The organism is Massilia sp. (genome assembly GCF_032106685.1).
In the GTDB taxonomy this organism is placed as follows: domain Bacteria; phylum Pseudomonadota; class Gammaproteobacteria; order Burkholderiales; family Burkholderiaceae_D; genus Telluria.
The window spans coordinates 1-17,574 of sequence record NZ_DAMCPG010000068.1 but is presented as its reverse complement, the minus strand read 5'-3'; the positions used below and the strand labels follow the sequence as shown (position 1 = coordinate 17,574).

Below are 17,574 nucleotides of genomic sequence, written 5' to 3'. Positions count from 1 at the left end.
CACCGACACAAGGATTTTCAATCCTCTGCTCTACCAACTGAGCTACCAGGCCAAGAGAGGCATGATTATAGCCAGCGCTTTCCGGCTCTGCAAGTCCCACTTGCAACTTTCTTTCGGCAGCGAATTGCGGCACGGTAGTGCGGCACAGTGGTGCGGCACCATAGGCGGCAGTCCAGGTGGAACGGTGACATGCCGCTATAATGGTTGACATGACGACACCTCATTCCTCCACCGCACAGTCCCGCAGCCATGGCGCGCGCGGCGACGATTGCCGCAGCGATGTCTGCATCGTCGGCAACGGCGCCATCGCCAAGACCGCGGCCCTCGGCTTCGCCCAGGCCGGCCACAGCGTCACCCTGCTGGTGCCGGCGGCGCGCTCCGGGGGAGAAGAGCTGCAGACCGCCACCTCCACGGCCGAGCGTCCCTGGGACGTGCGCGTCTATGCCCTGAACCACACCGCGCACAACCTGCTGGCCTCGCTGAAGGTCTGGGGCGCGCTCGACCAGGCGCGCGTGGCGCCGGTCGATGCGATGGCGGTCAATGGCGACGGCGAGAACGGCGGCTCGCTCGGCTTCGACGCCTTCGGCGCCCATACCGGCACGCTGGCCTGGATCGTCGAGGACAGCAACCTGAACAACGCGCTCGACGCCGCCCTGAAATTCGCGCACAACGTGAACATCGTCAGCGGCTGCGCCTGCCGCCTGACCTGCGGCCCGGAAGGCGCGCAGGTGGAGCTGGAAGACGGCCGCAAGCTCGACGCCAGGCTGGTGGTCGGCGCCGACGGGCGCGATTCCTGGGTGCGCGGGCAGTGCGACATCGGTGTCGACTACCGCTCTTACCACCAGCGCGCGATCGTCACCAATTTTGCCTGCGAAAAGCCGCACCATGGCGTGGCCCACCAGTGGTTCACCTGCGCCGACGGCATCGTCGCGCTGCTGCCGCTGCCGGGCAACCGCGTCTCGCTGGTCTGGTCGGCGCCGGAAACCCTGGCCGCGACCCTGATGGACGAGTCGCTCGGCGAGCTGGCGATCCGTCTGGGCGAATACGCCGACGAGCCGCTCGGCGCGCTGAAACCGCTGCAGCCGGAGCTGGTCAAGGCCGTGCCGCTGGCGCTGGTGCGTCCGCACGCGCTGGTCGCGCCGCACGTGGCCCTGGTCGGCGACGCCGCCCACGCGGTGCATCCGCTGGCCGGCCACGGCATGAACCTGGGCTTCGGCGACGTGGTCGACCTGCTGCGCGTGGTGGCCGAGCGCGAGGAGCACCGGGCCATCGGCGACGAGCGGGTGTTGGCGCGCTACGCTCGTGCGCGCAAGGAAGACGTGCTCCTGATGCAACTGGCCACCGATGGCCTGGAGCGTTTGTTCGGCGCCAACCTCGAACCCGTGCGCGTGGTGCGCAATTTGGGATTAAACTTGCTCGACAAGTTGCCCTTCGTAAAGCGGCGCCTGATGGCGCATGCCATCGGTAAGTAAATCTTCTTAAGGAAAACCAGAGTGATGTTAAAAACCAAGATCGCCGTGTTGCTGGCGATGGGCCTGATCGCGGGTTGTGTCGACGCCCAGAATACGGTCGAGGCCAACATCCGCAAGAACATCGAGCCGCGCCTGGGCGGCGCCAAGATCGAATCGATCAAGGAAACCCCCTACAGCGGCATGTACGAGCTGCGCGTCGGCACCGACATCCTGTACACCGACAAGAAAGGCGAGTACCTGTTCATCGGCCAGGTGTACGACGCCAAGACCACGCGCAACCTGACGCGCGAGCGCATGGACGACCTGAACAAGATCAAGTTCTCCGACCTGCCGCTGAACATGGCATTGAAGCAGGTAAAGGGCGACGGCAAGCGCGTGATCGCCGTGTTCGAAGACCCGAACTGCGGCTACTGCAAGCGCCTGCGCCAGACCACGCTGAAGGACCTGGACAACGTCACCGTCTACACCTTCATGTACAACATCCTGTCGCCGGATTCGTTCGAGAAGTCGAAGAACATCTGGTGCGCGCCGAACCGCGTGAAGGCCTGGGATGACTGGATGATCAACGGCAAGGTGCCGCCGGCCGCGCCGAGCAGCTGCGAAACCCCGAACGACAAGGTCGTGGAACTCGGCCACAAGCTGAACATCCAGGGCACGCCGGCCATTTTCTTCACCGACGGCACCCGCATCCCGGGCGCGGTCGACCTGAAGACGCTGGAAGCGAAGCTGCAGTCGATCAATTAAACAATTGTTTTTTTTAGTCAAACATAAGTTTATAGGTTGTGCAACGAATGGTTCAACTCAACATCAACGGACGCGACACCGAGATCGATGCCGATCCGTCCACGCCCATCCTGTGGGCCCTGCGCGACAACCTGGACATGACCGGCACCAAGTTCGGCTGCGGCGCCGCCCTGTGCGGCGCCTGCACCGTGCACCTGAACGGCGATCCGATCCGCGCCTGCGTCACGCCGATCGCCTCCGCCGTCGGGCAACAGATCACGACCATCGAAGCCATCGCCCAGGACCCGGTCGGCAAGGCCGTGCAAACCGCCTGGATCGCCCACGACGTGCCGCAGTGCGGCTATTGCCAGAGCGGGCAGGTGATGAGCGCCACCGCGCTGCTGCGCACCAACAAGGCGCCGAGCGACGCCGACATCGACAACGCCATGAGCGGCAACATCTGCCGCTGCGGCACCTACCAGCGGATCCGCGCGGCCATCAAGGACGCCGCGAAGTCGCTGGCCTGATTTCCTGACGTCATGCACCCTGTCGGCATCCTGCTGGCCGCGGGCAGGGGCCGGCGCTTCGATCCCTCCGGCGAACGCAACAAGCTGCTGCAGGCGCTGCCCGGTGGCGAGCCGGTGGTGGTCGCCAGCGCGCGTGCGCTGCTTGCCGTCCTTCCGCGCGTGATCGCGGTGGTGCCACCAGGCGATGGCGGCGTGGCCGATGCGCTGCGCGCGCTCGGCGCCGAGGTCACCACCTGCCTTGAGGCCGACAGCGGCATGGCCGCGTCACTGGTCCATGCCCTTCGCCACTCGCTGACTGGCGGCGAGGCCGACGCCTGGCTGGTGGCGCTGGGCGACATGCCCTTCGTGGCGCCGCCGACGCTGCGCGCGCTGCTCGATGCGCTCGCCGCCGGCGCGGGGATCGCCGCGCCGGTGCATGGAGGACGGCGCGGCAATCCGGTGGCCTTCGGCGCCATCCACCTGCCAGCCCTGCTGGCGCTGGAAGGGGAGCACGGCGCGCGCGGGCTGCTGAAGTCGGCCCAGGTCGCGGAAGTCGCGGTCGAGGACCCGGGTATCCTGCGCGACATCGACACGCCGGCCGACCTGCAGGGAAGCACGGATTGAGGTTGGCGCTGCCGAATCGTTTACACTAAAGAGATCGGCAAGACTTCCTTCGTCCTCATGAAAAAACCAGCCCAACGAAAGCAGCACGTCAAGCAGCCCGCCATCGCCTACACCATCGTTCCCAAGGACCTGGCGGGCCACCTCTTCAACGTCACCGTGACGGTGCCGGCGCCCGCCGCCGACGGCCAGGTGTTCGCACTGCCGGCGTGGATCCCGGGCAGCTACATGATCCGCGAGTTCGCGCGCAACATCGTGCGCATCCGCGCCGAATCGAACGGCGCCGCCGTCGCCCTGGCCAAGCTCGACAAGCATTCCTGGCAGGCGGCGCCCGTCGACGGCCCGCTGACCCTGCACTACGACGTCTATGCCTGGGACCTGTCGGTGCGCGCCGCCCACCTGGACCAGACCCACGGCTTCTTCAACGGCACCAGCGTCTTCCTGCGCGCGGTCGGCCAGGAGGCCACGCCGCACCAGGTCGACATCCAGCGGCCAGGCGATCCGGCCGCCAAGACCTGGCGCGTCGCCACCGCGATGAAGGAACTGGGCGCCAAGCGCTATGGCTTCGGCACCTATGTGGCGGGCGACTACGACGAGCTGATCGACCACCCGGTCGAGATGGGCGACTTCGCGCTGGCGAGCTTCAAGGCGCAGGGCATCCCGCACGACATCGTGGTCACCGGCCGCGTGCCGAACCTGGACATGGCGCGCCTGCAGGCCGACCTGAAGGCCATCTGCGAAACCCAGATCGCCTTCTTCGAGCCGGGCACGAAGAAAGCGCCGATGGACCGCTACGTCTTCATGACGATGGCGGTGGGCGACGGCTACGGCGGCCTCGAGCACCGCGCCTCGACCGCGCTGATCTGCGCGCGCGCCGACCTGCCGAGCATCGGCGGGCCGAAAGTCGGCGAGCCCAGCGAGGGCTACCTGAAATTCCTGGGCCTGTGCAGCCACGAGTACTTCCACACCTGGAACGTCAAGCGCATCAAGCCGGCGGTGTTCGCGCCCTACGACTTGCAAGTCGAAAACTACACGCCGCTCTTGTGGCTGTTCGAAGGCTTCACCAGCTACTACGACGACCTGATGCTGGTGCGCGCCGGCATCATCGGCGAACCGACCTACTTCAAGCTGCTGGGTAAAACCATCGCCAGCGTGCTGCGCGGCAGCGGCCGCACCAAGCAGAGCGTGGCCGATTCCAGCTTCGACGCCTGGAGCAAGTATTACCGCCAGGACGAGAACTCGCCGAACGCGATCATCAGCTACTACACCAAGGGCTCGCTGATCGCGCTGGCTTTCGATTTGACGATCCGCGCCAAGACCGGCGGCGCCAAGTCGCTGGACGACGTCATGCTGGCGTTGTGGGCACGCTACGGCCGCGACTTCTACGCGGGCGCGGGCCGCGGCGTCACCGAGCTTGAGGTCGAGGCGCTGTTCGACGAGGTCAGCGGCGTCAAGCTGCGCAATCTGTTCGACAAATATGTGCGCGGCACCGAGGACATCCCGCTGGCCAAGCTGTACGCGCCGCTGGGCGTCAAACTGGTCGACGAGCGCAAGAGCGGCAAGCCCTCGCTGGACGCCGGCATCGGCCGCGACCCGCTGGGCGCCAAGCTGACCCAGGTGCACGAAGGCGGCGCGGCGCACCAGGCCGGCCTGTCGGCGCTGGACGTCGTCATCGCCATCGACGGCCTGCGCGTGAACGGCAATCCGTCGAACGTCGAGGCCCTGCTGTCGCGCTACCGCGTCGGCGACAAGGTGACCGTGCACGCCTTCCGCCGCGACGAGCTGATGCGCTTTGACGTCACGCTGCAGGGCGACCGGGTGCCGGGCATCACGCTGTCGGCGGTGGCCGGCGTGCGCAAGGCCGGGACGATCGCGCGGCCGAGCGCGGTGTAGTCGAAGTCGCGAACGACCGTAGGGTGGGCACCCCGTGCCCACCAAACGTATGCGTCGTATCGGCGGCATTTGCAAGAATCGATTGGGTCTGCCACGGCACGAAAAAAATATACCCGAAACGCATCCGCATTCGGTATGCCAAGGAGCACGGCCGATGGCAATTCATTTGCCCGTAGATGATGTAGCGTAGCCACCATGCAGGCCGTGCACCGCGTGGGCACGGAGTGCCCACCCTACGTGTCTCTCATCCGTAGTCGATATGCCGTGTGGCGCGGTCGGCGGAATTCCCGACGGTCGTAGATGAAGCGAAGCAGTCGTTATGCAGACGCCGTACCGCGTGGGCACAGGTGCCTACGCCGGCCGCGCCCACCCTACCAACATCTACTGCGGTCCGGCAAGACTCCTCAACTGAAACCGGTATTGGTGATCGAACAGGAATGTCTCCGAAAACGTCAGCCGGCGCAGATTCCCCGCCAGCAGGTTCGCCGGCTTCGGCAGCTTTCCGCTGCGCCGCATCGAGGCCACGGCCACGCGCGAGGCGTTGTCGTTGCGCGAGCGCTGCACTTCCACATCCTCGACCTCCCCGTCGTCGCGCACGGTGATGTTCAGCACCACGATGGCCGGCAGTATCGGCGGCAGGCGGCCGCTGAAGGTCTGGTCGAGGTTCTGGCGCATGACGTGCTGCGCCACTTCCACCTTGTAGGCGTCGAGGGTGCGCGAAGGCGGCGGCACCGGGGCTTCGGTGGGGGCGGGAGGGCTGGCGGAAATGATCGGGACGATGCGTTCGTCCGTGGAAGCGTCGGGCGGGGCCGTGCCGCATCCGCCCAGGGCTGCCAGTAGTAGAAGGAGGAGAGCGGCCCTGATGCGGATGGAAGGTTTCATGTTAGTCGAATAATCGTCGCAGTTCGTCACCCGGGCTGGAAGCACGCATGAAGGCTTCGCCCACCAGGAAGGCATGCACGTTTGCCGCGCGCATGCGCTCCACGTCCGCGCGCACCGCGATACCCGACTCGGTAACCACCAGGCGTTCCGCCGGAATGCGCGGCAAGAGGCCGATGGTCGTGTCGAGCGAGGTCGCAAACGTGCGCAGGTTGCGGTTGTTGATGCCGACCAGGCGCGTCTTCAAGCGCAGCGCCGCGGTCAACTCATCACCGTCATGTACTTCGACCAGCACGTCCATGCCGAGTTCCTGCGCACAGGCTTCCAGTTCGGCCATCAGGCCATGGTCGAGCGCCGAGACGATCAGGAGGATGGCGTCGGCGCCCATCGCGCGCGCTTCGTACACCTGGTACATGTCGACGATAAAGTCCTTGCGGATCACCGGCAGCTCGCACGCGGCGCGCGCCTCGCGCAGGTAGTCGGCATGGCCCTGGAAGAACTGGACGTCGGTCAGCACCGACAGGCAGGAGGCGCCGGCGGCGGCATAGCTTTGCGCGATGTCGGCGGGACGGAAGTCGGGCCGCAGCACCCCCTTCGAGGGCGAGGCCTTTTTCACTTCGGCGATCACGCCGGCGCGGCCCGCCGCGATGTTCCTGCGCAGGCTCGCTTCGAAGCCGCGGATATCGGCGCGCAGTGCGGCGTCGCTCTCGACGTCGCGGCGCAGGCTGGCCAGGTCGCGGTGCTTGCGTGCGGCGGCCACTTCGTCGGCCTTCACGGCCAGGATTTTATTCAGGATGTCGGACATGTCAGCGGGCGCCCAGCTGGCGCGTGATGGTGACGAATTGCTCGAGCTTGGCCAGGGCCGCGCCCGAGGCGATGGCGGCGCGCGCCTTGGCCAGGCCTTCCTCGATCGAGGCGACGACGCCGGCCGCGTACAGCGCGGTGCCGGCATTCAGGGCCACGATGTCGTGGGCCGGACCGGGCTCGCCGCGCAGGGCTTCCATCACGCGGGCCTTGGACTCGGCGGTGTTCGCCACCTTCAGGTTGCGGCTCGAGATCATTTGCAGGCCGAAGTCCTCGGGATGGATCTCGTACTCGCGGATCTCGCCGTCGACCAGTTCGCCGACCAGGGTGCCGGCGCCGAGCGAGACTTCGTCCATGTTGTCGCGGCCCCAGACCACCAGCGCATGCTGGGCGCCCAGGCGCTGCAGCACGCGCACCTGGATGCCGACCAGGTCGGGGTGGAACACGCCCATCAGAATGTTCGGCGCGCCGGCCGGATTGGTCAGCGGCCCGAGGATGTTGAAGATGCTGCGCACGCCCAGCTCGCGGCGCACCGGCGCCACGTGCTTCATGGCGGCGTGGTGGTTCGGCGCGAACATGAAGCCGATGCCGGTCTGGGCGATCGACTGGGCGATCTGCTCGGGTTTGAGGTCGATCTCGGCGCCGAGCGATTCGATCAGGTCGGCGCTGCCCGAGGACGACGAGACGCTGCGCCCGCCGTGCTTGGCCACGCGCGCGCCGGCCGCCGCCGCCACGAACATCGAGGCGCTGGAGATATTGAAGGTGTTGGCGCCGTCGCCGCCGGTGCCGACGATGTCGAGCAGGTTGGTGGTGTCGGCCATCGGCACCTTGGTCGAGAACTCGCGCATGACTTGCGCGGCGGCGGTGATCTCGCCGATGGTTTCCTTTTTCACGCGCAGGCCCATGGTCAGCGCCGCGACCATGGTCGGCGACATCTCGCCCGACATGATCTGGCGGAACAGGTGCAGCATCTCGTCGTGGAAGATCTCGCGGTGTTCGATACAGCGCAGCAGCGCCTCTTGAGGTGTGATCGGCATGGGCGTTCCTAATGTGTGTGGGCGCCGCGCCGACAGGACGCGGCGCGGGAAGAGGCGAATCAGCGCTCGAGGAAGTTCTTCAGCAGCGCGTGGCCGTGCTCGGACAGGATCGACTCGGGATGGAACTGCACGCCCTCGATGTCGTATTCCTTGTGGCGCACGCCCATGATCTCGCCGTCGTCGGTCCAGGCCGTCACTTCGAGGCAGTCGGGGAGCGTCGCGCGCTCGATCGCCAGTGAGTGGTAGCGGATCACGGTGAAGGGACTGGGAATACCCTTGAACACGCCGACGCCGGTGTGGGCCACCAGCGAGGTCTTGCCGTGCATGACCTGCTTGGCGCGCACGATCTTGCCGCCGAACGCTTCGCCGATGGCCTGGTGGCCCAGGCAGACGCCGAGGATCGGCAGCTTGCCCTTGAACTGCTTGATCACGTCGACCGACACGCCGGCGTCGACCGGGGCCTTCGGGCCCGGCGAGATGCAGATGCGGTCCGGCCGCATCGCGGCGATGTCGTCGATCGTGACTTCGTCGTTGCGTACGGTGCGCACTTCTTCACCCAGTTCGCCGAAATACTGGACGATGTTGTAGGTGAAGGAATCGTAGTTGTCGATCATGAGCAGCATGTCAGAACTCCCCATCCAGTCCGTCCTGGACCTGTTCGGCCGCGCGCAGCACGGCGCGCGCCTTGTTTTCGGTTTCCTGCCATTCCAACTCGGGGATCGAATCGGCCACGATGCCGGCCGCGGCCTGCACGTACAGGTTGCCGTCCTTGATCACGCCGGTGCGGATCGCGATCGCCACGTCCATCTCGCCGCCAAAGGAGAGGTAACCGCAGGCGCCGCCATAGATGCCGCGCTTGACCGGCTCGAGTTCGTCGATGATTTCCATCGCACGCACCTTCGGCGCACCGGTGAGGGTGCCGGCCGGGAAGGTGGCGCGCAGCACGTCGAGGTTGGACATGCCTTCCTTGAGCCTGCCTTCGACGTTCGAGACGATGTGCTGCACGTGCGAGTATTTTTCGATGACCATGCGGTCCGTCACCTTCACGCTGCCGGTCTCGGCGATGCGGCCGATGTCGTTGCGCGCCAGGTCGATCAGCATCACGTGTTCAGCGATTTCCTTCGGGTCGCCAAGCAGTTCGACCGCCAGTTCGGCGTCGCGTTCCGGCGTCGCGCCGCGCGGGCGGGTGCCGGCGATCGGGCGCAGCGTGACCTTGCGTTCGCCGGTTGGCGAGGTTTCGTTCCTGACCAGGATCTCCGGCGAGGCGCCCACGATCTGCATGTCGCCGAAGTTGTAGTAGTACATGTAGGGCGACGGGTTCAGCGAGCGCAGCGAACGGTACAGCGACAGCGGCGAATCGACGTAAGGCTTGCGGATGCGCTGGCCGATCTGCACCTGCATCAGGTCGCCGGCCATCACGTATTCGTGGGCCTTCGCCACCGCCGCCAGGTAGTCTTCCTTGGAAAAGTCGCGCACGGCCTCGGTGCGCACCGAGCCGGTGGTGACCGGCACGTCGACGCTCCGGCGCAGCATGACGCGCAGCTCCTTCAGGCGCTGGCGCGCTTTGGTAAACGCTTCCGGCTGCGACGGGTCGGCGTAGACGATCAGGTAGAGCTTGCCCGAGAGGTTGTCGATGACGGCCAGTTCCTCGGTCACCAGCAGCTGGATGTCGGGCAGGCCGAGATCGTCCTTCGGCGCCTGGCCAGCCAGCTTGCGCTCGATGTGGCGCACCGTGTCGTAGCCGAAGTAGCCGGCCAGGCCGCCGCAGAAGCGCGGCATGCCGGGGCGCAGCGCGACCTTGAAGCGCGCCTGGAACTGTTCGATGAATTCGAGGGGATTGCCCTCGTGGGTCTCGACCACGCTGCCGTTGGTGACGACCTCGGTGCGAATGCCGCTGCTACGCAGCAGGGTCTTCGCCGGCAGGCCGATGAAGGAATAGCGGCCGAAGCGCTCGCCGCCGACGACCGATTCGAGCAGGAAGGTGTTCTTGCCGGTGTCCTGCGACTGCGCCAGCTTCAGGTAGAGCGACAGCGGCGTCTCGAGATCGGCGAATGCCTCGGCGATCAGCGGAATGCGGTTGTAGCCCTGGTTGGCCAGCGATTTGAATTCGAGTTCGGTCATGTTCTTCTCCGGGCCGCCAGCTATCGAGGTAGGGGAGGGCGGCGTTGGTGTTCCAAAAAACCTGCCGGATGCGCGAATGCCGCCGGCAGCAATCAATACGGGTTAGTTAGCCCAGGATTGCCAGCGTCGCCACAGCCAGGCCTCAAGGGCGCCGGTCTGGTTGACAGTGTGTTTTTTGGTGAAGAACATGTATAGATAAGTTAATTTAGACGCCGTTATGCGCACGAATCAGGGTCGCCGCATCGAGTAGCGAATTAACTATACCATCGGAATCGATCTCTTGCACAGGCCTTCCGTGGTTATATCCATATGGCACTGTGAGCACATGGCAACGCGCGGCGCGCGCCGCTTCGGCGTCGTTCGAGGAGTCGCCGATCGCCACCACCTGCTGCGGCGCCAGGTCGAAGTCGCTGCACACCTGCAGCAGCGGCAGCGGATCGGGCTTCTTCCTCGGCAGCGAATCGCCGCCGTAGACCAGCTCGAAGAAGGGCGCCAGTCCCTTCTGCGCCAGCAGCGGCGTGGTGAAGGAAATCGGCTTGTTGGTCACGCAGGCCAGGCGCAGGCCCAGCTCGCGCAGCGCCGTCAAACCCTCGATGACGCCGTCGAACAGGACGCTCTTTTCTCCGTTGATGGCGAGGTAATGGCGCTGGTAGGCGGCCATCGCCTCGTCATACACGGCGTCGATGCGGGCAGCGTCGAAGTCGAGCGCGAGCACGTCGCGGATCAGCTTTTCCGAGCCCTTGCCGACCATCGGCTTGATGATGTCCTGGGTGATCGGGGCGAGATCGAACTCGGCGCGCATGCCGTTCAGGGCCAGTTCGAAATCCGGCACCGTGTCGAGCATGGTGCCGTCCAGGTCGATGATGGCAGCCTTGATGACTGCGGCGCCGGGCTGCACGCTTACTTCCCGACCGTGGCCAGCTCGGCGCGCATGGCGTCGATCACGGCCTTGTAGTCGGGCTTGCCGAAGATGGCCGAGCCGGCAACGAAGGTGTCGGCGCCCGCGGCGGCGGCGGCGGCGATGTTCTCGGCCTTGATGCCGCCGTCGACCTCGAGCATGATGTCGCGGCCCGATTCGTCGATCATGCGGCGCGCGATCGCGATCTTCTTGAGCGCTTCCGGAATGAAGGACTGGCCGCCGAAGCCCGGGTTCACCGACATGATGAGGATCATGTCGATCTTGTCCATCACGTGTTCCAGGTAGTGCATCGGGGTGGCCGGGTTAAACACCAGGCCGGCCTTGCAGCCGTGGTCGCGGATCAGCTGCAGGGTGCGGTCGATGTGCTCCGACGCTTCCGGGTGGAAGGTGATGATGTTGGCGCCGGCTTTGGCGAAGTCGGGGATGATGCGGTCGACCGGTTTCACCATCAGGTGCACGTCGATCGGCACCTGCACGTGCGGGCGGATCGCCTGGCAGACCAGCGGGCCGATCGTCAGGTTCGGCACGTAATGGTTGTCCATCACGTCGAAGTGGATGATGTCGGCGCCGGCGTCGACGACGTTGCGGACTTCCTCGCCCAGGCGGGCGAAATCGGCGGACAGGATGCTGGGAGCGATGCGGTAGGTGGTCATTGCGGTGACGGAGAGGTGGTCAAGAATCCGGCTATTTTACGCCGAGCTTGATGCGGCTTGGGCGAACGGGCTTTTTTTGGGCACGGTATGATGGTCGTTTTGCGCATGCCCGGCCGGCGCCGGGCCATTACATTCGCGCAGGCAACTAATAACCAGAAGAGGAAAGCCTATGTCCGCCTACGATTTCACCGTCACCGTCCGGACCCAGCACCTGCCGGAGCAATCCAATCCGGAGCGCGACAACTATGTGTTTTCCTATACGATCACGATACGCAATACCGGCAGCGTGCCGGCCCAGCTGATCTCGCGCCACTGGGTGATCACCGACGCCAACAACCGGGTGCAGGAGGTGAAGGGCCTGGGCGTGGTCGGGCACCAGCCGCTGCTGAAGCCCGGCGAGCAGTTCGAATACACCAGCGGCACCCAGCTCGCTACCCCGCAGGGCTCGATGCGCGGCGAATACTTCTGCGTGGCCGAGGACGCTCACCGCTTCGAGGTGACGATTCCGGAATTCGTGCTGTCGCTGCCGCGCAGCCTGCACTGATCAGGCGTCGGCGTCGGGCTTGGCCGGGTCGCTGCGTTCTTCGCGCAGCGGGCGCTTGCGCTCTTCCGGCCGGCCCGAGAACATGGTCCACCAGACGATAAACACGAGCAGGAACAAGGCCACGCCCGCTTCCAGCATCAAGATCCACATAGACAGTCCTTATGCAATCGATACGCCGCAGTGTACCCGCTTCCGTCGCCCTCGTCGCTTTGCTGCCGCTCCTGCTGACCGCCTGCGGCACGCCGCCCCAGGCGCCGCAGCCGCAGCCATCCCAGCAGCCTGATGTCGTGATGCCGCCGCCGGTCGGCCCGGTCGCCGTTCCCGCGCCTGCGCCGGCGCCACTAGTGCCGCCGATGACCCCGGTGAGCTTCGACGCGCTGCCCGGCTGGCAGCAAGACGACCTGCGCCAGGCCTGGCCGGCCTTCCTGGCCTCCTGCCGCGTGCTGGTCAAAAAGGCCGAGTGGAAGACGCCCTGCGGCGCCGCCGGCGGCGTCGATGCGCAGGACGGCAAGGCGATCCGCCGTTACTTCGAGGCGTATTTCGTGCCGAACCAGATGCGCGCGCCCGACGGCTCCGACACGGGCCTGATCACCGGCTACTACGAGCCGATGCTGCGCGGTTCGCGCAAGCGCGGCGGCGCCTTCCAGACCCCGCTCTACCGCGTGCCTGAGGACCTGGTCACGGTCGACCTGGCGGGCGTCTATCCGAGCCTGAAGAACATGCGCCTGCGCGGACGCCTGGTCGGCAAGACCGTGGTGCCGTATTCGACCCGCGCCGAGATCGAGCGCGCGCCCCTGAGCGGCAAGGAGCTGGTCTGGGTCGACGATCCGGTCGAGGCCTTCTTCCTCGAGGTGCAGGGCTCGGGACGCGTACGCATCGACGAGACCGGCGAGACCGTGCGCATCGCGTTTGCCGACCAGAACGGCCACCCCTATAAAGTGATCGGGCGCTGGCTGGTGGAGCAGGGCGAATTGCCGGCCGACGGCGTCTCGGCGCAGAGCATCAAGGCCTGGATCGCGGCCAATCCTGCGCGCCGCCAGGAACTCCTGAACGTGAACCCCAGCTACATCTTCTTCAGGGAGGAGCGGCTGCCCGATCCCTCGGTCGGCCCGAAAGGCGCGCTCGGCGTGCCCCTGAGCCCGGCCCGCTCGGTGGCGGTCGATCCCGCGTTCGTGCCGCTGGGCGCGCCGCTGTTCCTGTCGACGACCCATCCGGCCGACGGCGCACCGGTGCAGCGCCTGATGCTGGCGCAGGATACCGGCGGCGCGATCCGCGGTCCGGTGCGGGCGGATTTCTTCTTCGGTTTCGGCGGCGATGCGGCGGACCATGCGGGGCGCATGAAGCAGAGCGGGTCGGTGTGGGTGCTGCTGCCGAAATAGGCGTCGCACACCGGCGCTAATCGTTCACGCCGCGCAGCCGGGTGCCCGCCACGGCGCTCGCTGCCAGGCTGAGCGCTCCCAGCGCCACGCACACCAGCGCGGTCCGCACGCCGAAACGCTCGGCCAGCGCCCCGGCCAGCAACGCGCCCAGCGGCGCCATGGCCACCGTCAGCGAGCGCATGGTCGCCACCATCCTTCCCAGCACGGCGTCGGGCGTGACCCGCTGGCGCAGGGCAATGTAGGGCACGAAGAACAGGGTCGCGCCGCAGTCGAGCAGGAACACCACCAGGCCGTAGGCGATGGCACTGAGATTCGCGCTGCCCAGCAGTTGCACGGGAATCGCCGGCATCAGGGCGAAACCGAGCGCCGAGACGCACAGGCCGGCCAGGATCGCGCGGCCGGTGCCGTAATGCGTCGACAGCGGCTTGACCAGCAGCGAGCCGGCCAGGATGCCGACGCCGCCCAGCATCTGCGCCGTGCCCATCACGCCCGGCGTCATGCCGAGTACCCGCGTGGCGAACAGCACGTGCAGGGCCATGTAGCCATAGAAGAGCAGGTGCCAGAAAGCGGAAGTCCAGGCCAGGGTGCGCAGCAGGCGGTGGTTCCACACGAAAGCCAGGCCTTCGCGGATCTCGTGCAGCGGATGGGTGTTCGAGCGCGGCGGCTGGGGTTCGCGTGCCCGGATGCGGCGCAGGTTCGACAGCGAGACCGCGAAGCCGCCGACCGTGCACAGGATGGCGAACGGCGCCCCCAGCAGTTGCACCAGGCCGCCCGCCATGCCGGGGCCGACCAGGCGCGCCGCCGACTCGGTCGAGGCGAATTTCGCCTGGGCGTCGACCAACCCTTCGCGTCCGACGACGAAGGTCAGGAAGACCTGCTCGGCGCTGCCTCCCACCGTGTAGCCGGTGCCGAGGACGAAGCCGACGGCGTACAGCCAGTGGATCGAGAGGACATCGAACCACCAGGCCAGGGGCACGCTGGCCAGCGCGGTCGCCACCATTGCGTCGCTGCACATCATGATCGGCAGGCGGCGGCAGCGGTCGAGCAGCACGCCCGACGGCAGCCCGAACAGCAGGAAGGGCAGGGATTCGAGCGCGGCCAGGATGCCCATCTGGCTTGGGGTCGCATGCATCAGGAGGACGGCGCAGATCGGCAGTGCGAGCAGGGTGATCTGCGCACCGAAGTGGGTCAGCGCGCTGCTGAGCCAGAGGCGGCGAAAGTCGGGCTTGGCCAGCAGCCCGTCGCCGCGCAGGCCCTGCAGGACGTTGCGTACTGTATTGATGATGAACTCGCGCAAGATATTGCTGAACGAGCAATGATACCGTCCTTTTTGGGCTGCAGAGGCGCTACAATCGCGGCCATACCGTCAACTTGAGAGGGGTGTCCCATGGAATACGCAGACCTGCTGATCGAAAACCACGGCAAGGTGGTTGTCATCCGCCTGAACCGTCCGAAAGCGATGAATGCGCTGAACGACAACATGATGAACGAGCTGGGCCACGCCCTGTACCAGTTCGACGCCGATCCAGCGGTCAACGTCATCGTCCTGACCGGCAGCGAGAAGGTATTCGCGGCCGGCGCCGACATCGCCGCCATGGCGAACTACACCTATGCCGACACCTACCCGGGCAACTACATCGGCCGCAACTGGGAGCACATCCTCAACGTGCGCAAACCGGTGATCGGCGTCGTCGCCGGCTATGCCCTGGGCGGCGGCTGCGAACTGGCGATGATGTGCGACTTCCTGATCGCCGCCGACAGCGCCAGGTTCGGCCAGCCGGAGATCAAGGTCGGCGTGACTCCGGGCGCCGGCGGCACCCAGCGCCTGCCGCGTGCGATCGGCAAGTCGAAGGCGATGGACATGCTGCTCACCGCGCGCATGATCGATGCGGCCGAGGCGGAGCGCACCGGCCTGGTGTCGCGCGTGTTCCCGGCCGAGAAATTGATGGAAGAGTCGCTGGCGGTGGCCAATACCATCGCCGAGATGCCGGTGTCGGTCGCCATGGCGATCAAGGACTCGGTCAACCGCGCGTATGAAACCACGCTGACCGAAGGCGTGCGCTACGAGCGCCGTTTCTTCCACGCCGCCTTCGGCACGCCGGCGCAGAAAGAGGGCATGTCGGCCTTCCTCGCGAAGCGCAAGGCGAACTTCGAAGGCATGTAGGATGCGCGCGCCGGCGGTCCGGATAGGGGCGGTGGCGCTGGTCGCCACGGCGGCGGCGACCTACGGTTGCACCTCGCTGCCGCCGCTCGGCCAGCGCACCGCCAGCGTGGCGCTGGCCGGCACCGAAACGACGCCGCTGGGCCGGGCGATCGCGCCGCTGGCGGCCAAACATCCCGGCCTGGCCGGGGTCTACCCCCTGTCCGACGGCCGCGACGCGTTCGCGGCGCGCGTCTTGCTGGCCCGCGCCGCCGAGCGCAGCCTCGACGTCCAGTACTATATATGGCGCAACGATCTCACCGGCACGCTGATGCTGGACGCGTTGCGTAGCGCCGCGGCGCGCGGCGTGCGCGTCCGCCTCCTGCTCGACGATAACAACACCGCCGGGCTCGATCCCGTGCTGGCCGCCTTTGCCCGCGAGCCGAATGTCGAGGTGCGGCTGTTCAATCCTTTCGGTAACCGGCGCTGGCGCAGCATTGGCTACCTGACCGACTTCAGCCGCCTGAACCGGCGCATGCACAACAAGTCCTTCACGGCGGATAACCAGGCCAGCATCGTCGGCGGACGCAATATCGGCGACGAATACTTCGGCGTGGCCGGCGACATGCTGTTCGTCGACCTCGACGTGATGGCGGTCGGGCCGGTGGTGCAGCAGGTGTCGCGGGACTTCGATCGCTACTGGAACAGTGCCTCGGCCTACCCGGTCGCCACCCTGGTCGACCCTGCCGATGCCGAGCCGGCCGGCGCGCTGGCGCAGCGTGCCGCCGCATTGAGCCGCCGGCCCGAGGCGCAGCGCTACCTGGAGGCGATCCGCACCTCGCCTTTCGTCGAGCAGCTGGTGCGGCGGCGCCTGGCGCTGGAATGGAGCACGACGCGCCTGGTCAGCGACGATCCGGCCAAGGTGCTGGGCAAGGCCAGGCGGGACACGCATATGGCCGTCCACCTCGCCAAGCTGCTGGGCGAGCCGAAGCGGCAGCTCGATCTCGTGTCGCCGTATTTCGTTCCCAGCAAGGAGGCCGCCCAGGTACTGGAGGACATCGCCCGCCGCGGAGCCCGGGTGCGGCTCCTGACCAATTCGCTGGAGGCGACCGACGTCGCGGCGGTGCATGCCGGTTACGCCAAGTGGCGTCACGACCTGCTCAAGGCCGGCGTCTCCCTGTATGAATTGCGCCGCAGCTGGGGCGCGGAACTGCCCGACACCGGCCGTGCCAGCTTCGGCAGCTCGGCATCGAGCCTGCATGCGAAGACCATCGGCGTGGACGGGCGCAGCGTCTTCGTCGGTTCCTTCAATATGGACAGGCGCTCGATCGACCTGAATACCGAGATGGGATTCGTCATCGACAGCCCGGCGCTGGCACGCCAGCTGGGCCAGACGCTGGACCAAAGCATTCCCGGTACCGCCTACGAAGTGCGCATGGAGGCGAACGGCAAGCTGTACTGGCTGCAGCGTTCCGGCGACAAGACGGTGCGCTACGACGAAGAGCCGGGCACGAGCGTGTGGAAGCGCGCCGGCGTCAGGATCTTGTCGTTCTTGCCGATCGACTGGCTGCTGTAGATAGTTCGCGACAGGGTCTTGCGCGACCACCCAAGGGTTTGCTATAGTTCGCCTCCGCTTCGGCGCTGAAGCAAAACGTCAACGAAATCAAGTAGTTGATGTGGCAACAGCGAACGCAGGAAACTGCGGCGAAGCAAACGAGGGGTTGACGAACATCGCGAAACACTGCATAATCTCACTTCTCTGCTGCTGACGAACAAAACGATTCGCAAAGCGCAGCAAGGCAGTACAGAATCCTCGGCGGAAGCCACAGTTCTTTAACAATTAACAGTCGATAAGTGTGGGCGTTTGATGCAGGTGCCAGCTG

The 17,574-nt window shown here is 66.3% G+C and carries 19 protein-coding genes; 9 read left to right on the top strand and 10 right to left on the bottom strand.

All coding sequences use genetic code 11. From position 1 onward, the window contains the following. Positions 1 to 211, bottom strand: a 211-nt coding sequence (locus tag RT688_RS22835) for a hypothetical protein (RefSeq protein WP_313707127.1), incomplete at its 3' end; no start/stop codon positions are given. Between RT688_RS22835 and RT688_RS22830 the strand changes: the two genes are divergently transcribed. The 5 genes from RT688_RS22830 to RT688_RS22810 are packed head-to-tail and all read left to right on the top strand — an operon-like array spanning position 210 to position 5,215. Further along, positions 210 to 1,472 carry an FAD-dependent monooxygenase gene (locus tag RT688_RS22830; protein ID WP_313707126.1) on the top strand — a complete coding sequence of 421 codons (1,263 nt, stop codon included), beginning with the start codon at positions 210 to 212 and terminating at the stop codon, positions 1,470 to 1,472. The genes RT688_RS22835 and RT688_RS22830 overlap by 2 nt on opposite strands. Before the next feature lie 24 nt (positions 1,473 to 1,496). Then, positions 1,497 to 2,216, top strand: a complete 720-nt coding sequence (locus tag RT688_RS22825; RefSeq protein ID WP_313707128.1) for a DsbC family protein — start codon at positions 1,497 to 1,499, stop codon at positions 2,214 to 2,216. Between the two features lie 47 nt (positions 2,217 to 2,263). Then, entirely contained in the window at positions 2,264 to 2,722 is a 459-nt protein-coding gene (locus RT688_RS22820) for a 2Fe-2S iron-sulfur cluster-binding protein (RefSeq protein ID WP_313707125.1), read from the top strand. A gap of 12 nt (positions 2,723 to 2,734) precedes the next feature. Further along, the gene (locus RT688_RS22815; protein ID WP_313707124.1) at positions 2,735 to 3,325 is read left to right on the top strand and encodes a nucleotidyltransferase family protein; all 591 of its coding nucleotides are present in this window, start codon (positions 2,735 to 2,737) and stop codon (positions 3,323 to 3,325) included. 57 nt (positions 3,326 to 3,382) lie between these two features. After that, positions 3,383 to 5,215 carry a M61 family metallopeptidase gene (locus RT688_RS22810; RefSeq protein ID WP_313707123.1) on the top strand — a complete coding sequence of 611 codons (1,833 nt, stop codon included), beginning with the start codon at positions 3,383 to 3,385 and terminating at the stop codon, positions 5,213 to 5,215. A 381-nt stretch (positions 5,216 to 5,596) separates the two neighbouring features. On the opposite strand, the gene RT688_RS22805 is transcribed toward RT688_RS22810, so the two are convergent. From RT688_RS22805 to rpe, 7 genes are all read right to left on the bottom strand, one after another. Then, on the bottom strand, positions 5,597 to 6,097 hold the full coding sequence (locus tag RT688_RS22805) for a hypothetical protein (RefSeq protein ID WP_313707122.1): 501 nt from the start codon (positions 6,095 to 6,097) through the stop codon (positions 5,597 to 5,599). A gap of 1 nt (position 6,098) precedes the next feature. Continuing rightward, positions 6,099 to 6,899 carry an indole-3-glycerol phosphate synthase TrpC gene (gene trpC / locus RT688_RS22800; protein WP_313707121.1) on the bottom strand — a complete coding sequence of 267 codons (801 nt, stop codon included), beginning with the start codon at positions 6,897 to 6,899 and terminating at the stop codon, positions 6,099 to 6,101. Position 6,900: 1 nt separating this feature from the next. After that, entirely contained in the window at positions 6,901 to 7,935 is a 1,035-nt protein-coding gene (trpD, locus tag RT688_RS22795; RefSeq protein WP_313707120.1) for an anthranilate phosphoribosyltransferase, read from the bottom strand. 59 nt (positions 7,936 to 7,994) lie between these two features. Continuing rightward, positions 7,995 to 8,558 (bottom strand): aminodeoxychorismate/anthranilate synthase component II, encoded by a 564-nt coding sequence (locus RT688_RS22790; RefSeq protein WP_313707119.1) that lies wholly within the window; start codon positions 8,556 to 8,558, stop codon positions 7,995 to 7,997. 1 nt (position 8,559) lies between these two features. Then, on the bottom strand, positions 8,560 to 10,056 hold the full coding sequence (trpE, locus tag RT688_RS22785) for an anthranilate synthase component I (protein WP_313707118.1): 1,497 nt from the start codon (positions 10,054 to 10,056) through the stop codon (positions 8,560 to 8,562). Between the two features lie 205 nt (positions 10,057 to 10,261). Beyond that, positions 10,262 to 10,954 carry a phosphoglycolate phosphatase gene (locus RT688_RS22780; RefSeq protein ID WP_313707117.1) on the bottom strand — a complete coding sequence of 231 codons (693 nt, stop codon included), beginning with the start codon at positions 10,952 to 10,954 and terminating at the stop codon, positions 10,262 to 10,264. A 2-nt stretch (positions 10,955 to 10,956) separates the two neighbouring features. Further along, on the bottom strand, positions 10,957 to 11,628 hold the full coding sequence (gene rpe, locus RT688_RS22775; RefSeq protein ID WP_312549914.1) for a ribulose-phosphate 3-epimerase: 672 nt from the start codon (positions 11,626 to 11,628) through the stop codon (positions 10,957 to 10,959). A gap of 169 nt (positions 11,629 to 11,797) precedes the next feature. On the opposite strand from rpe, the gene apaG reads away from it, so the two are divergent. Then, the gene (gene apaG, locus RT688_RS22770; protein WP_313707116.1) at positions 11,798 to 12,172 is read left to right on the top strand and encodes a Co2+/Mg2+ efflux protein ApaG; all 375 of its coding nucleotides are present in this window, start codon (positions 11,798 to 11,800) and stop codon (positions 12,170 to 12,172) included. On the opposite strand, the gene RT688_RS22765 is transcribed toward apaG, so the two are convergent. Next, the gene (locus RT688_RS22765) at positions 12,173 to 12,322 is read right to left on the bottom strand and encodes a hypothetical protein (RefSeq protein WP_313707115.1); all 150 of its coding nucleotides are present in this window, start codon (positions 12,320 to 12,322) and stop codon (positions 12,173 to 12,175) included. An 11-nt stretch (positions 12,323 to 12,333) separates the two neighbouring features. On the opposite strand from RT688_RS22765, the gene RT688_RS22760 reads away from it, so the two are divergent. Further along, a complete protein-coding gene (locus RT688_RS22760) occupies positions 12,334 to 13,551 on the top strand; it encodes a murein transglycosylase A (protein WP_313707114.1) in 1,218 nt (405 codons plus the stop codon). A gap of 16 nt (positions 13,552 to 13,567) precedes the next feature. Here the strand turns inward: RT688_RS22760 and RT688_RS22755 are convergent, their stop codons facing one another. After that, positions 13,568 to 14,848, bottom strand: a complete 1,281-nt coding sequence (locus tag RT688_RS22755; RefSeq protein WP_313707113.1) for an MFS transporter — start codon at positions 14,846 to 14,848, stop codon at positions 13,568 to 13,570. Between the two features lie 90 nt (positions 14,849 to 14,938). On the opposite strand from RT688_RS22755, the gene RT688_RS22750 reads away from it, so the two are divergent. Continuing rightward, a complete protein-coding gene (locus RT688_RS22750; RefSeq protein WP_313707112.1) occupies positions 14,939 to 15,715 on the top strand; it encodes an enoyl-CoA hydratase in 777 nt (258 codons plus the stop codon). A 1-nt stretch (position 15,716) separates the two neighbouring features. Further along, a complete protein-coding gene (locus RT688_RS22745; protein WP_313707111.1) occupies positions 15,717 to 17,267 on the top strand; it encodes a phospholipase D family protein in 1,551 nt (516 codons plus the stop codon). The last annotated feature ends 307 nt before the right edge of the window (positions 17,268 to 17,574 follow it).

Coding starts and splice junctions, on each gene's coding strand:
- RT688_RS22745 (WP_313707111.1), top strand. CDS start 15,717: ATGCGCGCGCCGGCGGTCCGGATAGGGGCGGTGGCGCTGGTCGCCACG.
- RT688_RS22760 (WP_313707114.1), top strand. CDS start 12,334: ATGCAATCGATACGCCGCAGTGTACCCGCTTCCGTCGCCCTCGTCGCT.
- RT688_RS22805 (WP_313707122.1), bottom strand. CDS start 6,097: ATGAAACCTTCCATCCGCATCAGGGCCGCTCTCCTCCTTCTACTACTG.
- rpe (WP_312549914.1), bottom strand. CDS start 11,628: ATGACCACCTACCGCATCGCTCCCAGCATCCTGTCCGCCGATTTCGCC.
- RT688_RS22765 (WP_313707115.1), bottom strand. CDS start 12,322: ATGTGGATCTTGATGCTGGAAGCGGGCGTGGCCTTGTTCCTGCTCGTG.
- trpC (WP_313707121.1), bottom strand. CDS start 6,899: ATGTCCGACATCCTGAATAAAATCCTGGCCGTGAAGGCCGACGAAGTG.
- RT688_RS22810 (WP_313707123.1), top strand. CDS start 3,383: ATGAAAAAACCAGCCCAACGAAAGCAGCACGTCAAGCAGCCCGCCATC.
- trpE (WP_313707118.1), bottom strand. CDS start 10,056: ATGACCGAACTCGAATTCAAATCGCTGGCCAACCAGGGCTACAACCGC.
- RT688_RS22750 (WP_313707112.1), top strand. CDS start 14,939: ATGGAATACGCAGACCTGCTGATCGAAAACCACGGCAAGGTGGTTGTC.
- RT688_RS22820 (WP_313707125.1), top strand. CDS start 2,264: ATGGTTCAACTCAACATCAACGGACGCGACACCGAGATCGATGCCGAT.
- RT688_RS22815 (WP_313707124.1), top strand. CDS start 2,735: ATGCACCCTGTCGGCATCCTGCTGGCCGCGGGCAGGGGCCGGCGCTTC.
- apaG (WP_313707116.1), top strand. CDS start 11,798: ATGTCCGCCTACGATTTCACCGTCACCGTCCGGACCCAGCACCTGCCG.
- RT688_RS22825 (WP_313707128.1), top strand. CDS start 1,497: ATGTTAAAAACCAAGATCGCCGTGTTGCTGGCGATGGGCCTGATCGCG.
- RT688_RS22830 (WP_313707126.1), top strand. CDS start 210: ATGACGACACCTCATTCCTCCACCGCACAGTCCCGCAGCCATGGCGCG.
- trpD (WP_313707120.1), bottom strand. CDS start 7,935: ATGCCGATCACACCTCAAGAGGCGCTGCTGCGCTGTATCGAACACCGC.
- RT688_RS22790 (WP_313707119.1), bottom strand. CDS start 8,558: ATGCTGCTCATGATCGACAACTACGATTCCTTCACCTACAACATCGTC.